Raw genomic sequence first — 2,556 nt, 5'->3', positions numbered from 1 at the left:
GTCCTAATTGCTTCATCTAGTCTTTGGTATTGTTCTGGTGTCCCGTTTTTTAACTTGGCTTCTACGACTAGCATTGATTAATCCTCGACCCTGGATAAATTAAGTATAACACAGTTTACCTACAAATGGTAGAATTAAAATTGTGCTTCGCAGTTAATATCTTGGTCGGATTTCATCCCCCGCAAAGGTTGATGTCTTGTCGAAAAATTTAGCGGGGGCATTCATCCGACATTTTAGGTAAATCCATCCACGAGCGCCCGAAACTGGGTTGGGGATTGACAATCCCGATACTCAGGGTGAGCAGCAGAGAAATTATTGTTAATAGCCAAAAACGGCAGAAAATAGGGCGCATAGACGATTCGATCCCATAAAAACCTCATTCCCATTCTAGACAGTCCCTATCACCCTTTACCTGTTACTGTCCGCGATTGGTTTGATAGACGTAAAAGTTAAATAAATCGAATAAACTGCCAACAAAAGCAAAGGTGACAGCGATGGTTAACAGGCCTTGTAGGGGATAACCGCCGCCGAAAATGGTTAAAAATTGCAGTATTTGGCTAAAACCGGTCTGAGAAACCCAAGTAAAGCCGGGGACGTGACTGGTGGCCAATAAAGCCGTTAAAATAGAACCCACCAAGAGGACGGGGGCAACAAAACTTAATAGGGTGGAAAATAGCAGGGAACGGAGCAAAGTAAGCATGGGTGCTGATCTCCAGAGAATTAGGGGGCGATCGAACGGGAATAGGAATCTATACTCGCTCCCCTCTAGGATATACGTTCATCTCGGCTAGGGGCGGTTTTTTAAAAAATCTTAAAATATCATTAAGATTCTTGGTTAATAACGATTAAGTGGTACACAAAAGTCAACCCGATAATTGCTGGGTCAGCCTTTTTCAGTGTGGGGTGTGGGGTGTGGGGTGTGGGGTGTAGGGCGTAGGGTGTAGGGTGTAGGGTGTGGGGTGTAGGGTGTGGGGAGAATAAATAGAAATAATCTCCTGACTCGGAGTCTCCTATCTCCTGTCTCCTGACTCGGAGACTCCTATCTCCTGACTCCTATCTCCTGACTCGGAGACTCCTGACTCCTGATAACTGATAACCGGTAACTGATCACCGATAACTGGAACTACCTGAAGCATTGATCCCCGTGGTGTGGTACTGTCAATTCAGTGTATTTATCGGCACTGGCTTAAGATTTGTCGCTATTGTCCTCCCCTTCTCCCGTCGCTGTTTTTGAGGCTTTCTATGACCGACATTCCTTTCACCCTAGACCAACTGAGAATTCTCAAAGCGATCGCTGCCGAAGGAAGCTTTAAACGGGCGGCAGATACCCTGTATGTATCTCAACCGGCGGTCAGTCTTCAGGTACAAAACCTCGAAAAACAGCTAAATGTGCCGTTATTTGACCGGGGCGGTCGGAAAGCCCAATTAACGGAAGCGGGACACCTACTCTTAAGCTACGGCGAAAAAATTATCACTCTCTGTCAAGAAACCTGTCGGGCGATCGAAGATCTACAAAATCTGCAAGGGGGAACCCTGATCGTCGGCGCTTCCCAAACCACGGGAACCTATCTTCTTCCCCGCATGATCGGGCTTTTTCGGCAAAAATACCCAGAAGTATCCGTACAGCTACAAGTTCATTCCACCCGTCGCACCTCTTGGAGCGTTGCTAACGGTCAAGTGGATTTAGCCATTATCGGGGGGGAAGTTCCCGCCGAATTACAAGAAATCCTGCGGATTATCCCCTACGCAGAAGATGAACTGGCTTTAGTCCTGCCGATTTTTCATCCTCTGTCTAAGGTAGAAATGATTCAAAAAGAGGATTTATATCGACTAAAATTTATCACCCTCGATTCCCAATCGACGATTCGCAAAGTCATCGACAAGGTTTTAACTCGTTGCGAGATCGATACCAAACGCTTAAAAGTGGAGATGGAACTTAACTCGATCGAGGCGATTAAAAATGCCGTACAATCCGGGTTAGGGGCGGCTTTTGTCTCGGTGACAGCGATCGAAAAAGAACTACAAATGGGAGTTATCCACGCTACCCGAATTAAAGATGTGGAAGTACGACGCACTTTGTCGGTAATTATTAACCCGAATCGCTATCGATCAAAAGCGGCCGAAGCTTTTACCCTAGAAATACTACCCCAATTCTCCACCTATCCCGAATATCTGGCTGACGACCACAACTTTGAACCGATTCCTAACTCGCAACCCGCCGAAATTATGAGTAAATAAGTCGCTCGAGACAGGCAAAATCTCCCTCGGAACATTTAAGCTATCTCTTGGGAAAATTACTGCCGGGATAAATTACTTTTTTATCGACTTTAATCCAATGGAGGCTCTCTAAACGACTTCTAAGATTAGTAATAGTTACTCCCAACTCGTCGGCGATCGCATACAGATGTCCCCATTTAGTTAGGGCTTGCTGAATAAATCTAAAAACCTTGTTGGATAAGACTTTTGGACTTTTTTCCCCTCAAAAAGTACCAGATATGGGAGTGATCAGGGGTAAATTCAGGGACTTTTTCCCTGAAAATTAGGTAATTGACCCCC

The 2,556-nt window shown here is 45.4% G+C and carries 4 protein-coding genes and 2 pseudogenes; 1 reads left to right on the top strand and 5 read right to left on the bottom strand.

The features are described from left to right. From O9295_RS22950 to O9295_RS22935, 4 genes and pseudogenes are all read right to left on the bottom strand, one after another. A pseudogene (locus O9295_RS22950) lies at positions 1-74 on the bottom strand (transposase); the annotation flags it as partial. A 134-nt stretch (positions 75-208) separates the two neighbouring features. Beyond that, positions 209-352 (bottom strand): hypothetical protein, encoded by a 144-nt coding sequence (locus O9295_RS22945; RefSeq protein WP_223210688.1) that lies wholly within the window; start codon positions 350-352, stop codon positions 209-211. A gap of 63 nt (positions 353-415) precedes the next feature. Then, positions 416-700, bottom strand: coding sequence for a hypothetical protein (locus O9295_RS22940; RefSeq protein WP_002798346.1), 285 nt, complete (start codon positions 698-700; stop codon positions 416-418). Between the two features lie 310 nt (positions 701-1,010). Continuing rightward, on the bottom strand, positions 1,011-1,136 hold the full coding sequence (locus O9295_RS22935) for a hypothetical protein (protein ID WP_288035599.1): 126 nt from the start codon (positions 1,134-1,136) through the stop codon (positions 1,011-1,013). A 106-nt stretch (positions 1,137-1,242) separates the two neighbouring features. On the opposite strand from O9295_RS22935, the gene O9295_RS22930 reads away from it, so the two are divergent. Then, on the top strand, positions 1,243-2,238 hold the full coding sequence (locus O9295_RS22930) for a LysR family transcriptional regulator (RefSeq protein WP_288035597.1): 996 nt from the start codon (positions 1,243-1,245) through the stop codon (positions 2,236-2,238). Positions 2,239-2,278: 40 nt separating this feature from the next. On the opposite strand, the pseudogene O9295_RS27985 reads toward O9295_RS22930, so the two are convergent. Further along, a pseudogene (locus tag O9295_RS27985) lies at positions 2,279-2,422 on the bottom strand (ImmA/IrrE family metallo-endopeptidase); the annotation flags it as partial. Positions 2,423-2,556: the final 134 nt, after the last annotated feature.

It is taken from the genome of Microcystis sp. LE18-22.4A (assembly GCF_027531105.1).
GTDB lineage: Bacteria > Cyanobacteriota > Cyanobacteriia > Cyanobacteriales > Microcystaceae > Microcystis > Microcystis aeruginosa.
Note: the sequence above shows the minus strand (reverse complement) of the source record. Positions and strands in the feature narration are given on the sequence as shown.

What these genes read in the sequence shown, in the direction of transcription:
- O9295_RS22945 (WP_223210688.1), bottom strand. Translation starts at nt 352, where the DNA reads ATGCGCCCTATTTTCTGCCGTTTTTGGCTATTAACAATAATTTCTCTG.
- O9295_RS22940 (WP_002798346.1), bottom strand. Translation starts at nt 700, where the DNA reads ATGCTTACTTTGCTCCGTTCCCTGCTATTTTCCACCCTATTAAGTTTT.
- O9295_RS22935 (WP_288035599.1), bottom strand. Translation starts at nt 1,136, where the DNA reads ATGCTTCAGGTAGTTCCAGTTATCGGTGATCAGTTACCGGTTATCAGT.
- O9295_RS22930 (WP_288035597.1), top strand. Translation starts at nt 1,243, where the DNA reads ATGACCGACATTCCTTTCACCCTAGACCAACTGAGAATTCTCAAAGCG.